Origin of the sequence: Streptomyces sp. ASQP_92 (genome assembly GCF_025399895.1) — a bacterium.
GTDB lineage: Bacteria > Actinomycetota > Actinomycetes > Streptomycetales > Streptomycetaceae > Streptomyces.
In genome coordinates this window covers 1-1764 of sequence record NZ_JAODUA010000052.1, presented here as the reverse complement: position 1 = coordinate 1764, position 1764 = coordinate 1, and the positions used below count along the sequence as shown (strand labels likewise).

At 75.7% G+C, this 1764-nt stretch carries 1 protein-coding gene; it reads right to left on the bottom strand.

Translation table 11 applies throughout. The features are described 5' to 3' along the window. The coding region (locus tag N4G70_RS36835; RefSeq protein ID WP_261717149.1) for a condensation domain-containing protein at positions 1–1764 on the bottom strand (1764 nt) is incomplete at both ends.

Sequence of the window (1764 nt, the reverse complement as noted above, 5' to 3'; positions counted from 1 at the left end):
GGCCAGCGGGGCGAGCGACCAGCCGTCGGCCGCGATGTGGTGCAGCAGCAGGAGCAGGACGTGCTCGTCGGGCGCGGTGCGGTAGAGGAAGGCGCGCAGCGGGATCCGAGAGGTCAGGTCGAACCCTCGGTCCGTCTCGGACCGGATCAGTTCGGTGAGTTCCCCCTCGGCCACCTCCTGGACGCGTAGCCCGCTCCACACCTCACCGGCGTCGAGGACGACCTGCCGCGGCTCGCCGTCCACCTCCGGGAACACCGTCCGCAGACTCTCGTGCCGCGCCACCACATCACCCAGCGCCGCGTCCAGGGCCGCCACGTCGAGCGGGCCCGAAAGCCGTACGGCGAGCGGCATGTTGTAGGCGGCGGAGTCCGGGTCGAGGCGGTTGAGGAACCACAGGCGGCGCTGTGCGGAGGACAGCGGGAGGGTGACCGTGCGGGGTGCCGGGGTGAGGGCGGGCCTGGGCTGGCCCCCGGTCCTGGCGCGCAGGGCGAGTTCGGCGACGGTGGGCGCCTCGAAGACGTCCCGTACCGACAGGGCGGTGCGGAGTGCGGCGCGGGCCCGGCTGACCAGCTTGGTGGCGAGCAGGGAGTGGCCGCCCAGGTCGAAGAAGCTGTCGTCGACGCCGACCGACTCCACCCCGAGGACCTGTGCGAAGAGCCCGCACAGGGCTTCCTCCACCGGGTCCCGGGGCTCGCGCGGCGCCGTCGGTTCGTCCAACTCCCGTACAGGATCCGCCTGTTCGACAGCGTTCGCGCGTCCGGTCAGGACGAGCCGGCCGTCCGGGGTCCAGCGCGCCTGGTCTCCGGTGCGGTACATCCGGGCTCCGGCGGGCCCGAAGGGGCAGGGCACGAACCGCGCGGCGGTCAGGGCCGGTTGGCCCACGAAGCCCCGGGCCAGGCCCGCGCCCGTCAGATACAGCTCCCCCGTGACGCCGGCCGGCACCGGGCGCAGGCCCTCGTCGAGGACCAGGGCGCCCGTGCTCCCCACCGGGCGCCCGATCGGGAGCCCGGCGCCGTCCTCGGGGCGGCTCCCGTGGGTCGCGGCGCCGTCGGCCGCCGCCGATCCGTAGAAGGTGACCAGCCGTGCCGACGGCAGGCTGGTGCGGAAGCGCTCGACGGTGGCCGGGTCCAGCGGCTGGTCGCCGCACATCCAGACGGTGGCCCCGGTCATGCGGGGCAGGTCGTCGCTGTCGGCGAGGGCGCCCAGGTGGCCGGGGGCCACGGTGAGGCGTGCGATGCCGTGCCGGACCACGGTGTCCGCGAGGTCGAAGGCACCCGGGGCGTCCTCCGGGTCGACGACGACGGTCGAGCCGCCGGACAGCAGCGGTGCGAGCAGCTCGGCGATGCCGTCGATGCCGGTCGGCGACGAGGTGGCGAGGACGGCCGCCGTGCGCTGCTCGGGGAACTCCTCGGCGTACCAGGTGAGTCGGTCGACCAGCGCGCCGTGCTCCCCGGCGACCGCCGTGGCGTCCGGGCCCGCGAGTATGTGGGCGAGGTGTCCCGGCCGCAGGGGCGCGGCCCGGTCGGCGTCGACGGGGTCGTCCGCGCGGTGGGCGGCCAGCGCCGCCGCCGTCGCCGGGTCGTCCAGGACCAGGCGCGGGAGGCCGGTGTCCGCGAGCGACCCGGCGGTGGCCGTGTCGGTCACCAGGAGCGCGGGGGTGTCCGGGCCGGCCGGGAACGTGCGGCCATTGGTGGTGATCGCGGGGTCGATGGGCAGGTAGGCGGCCCCGGACTTCAGGACCGCGAGCAGGGCGACCACCATGGC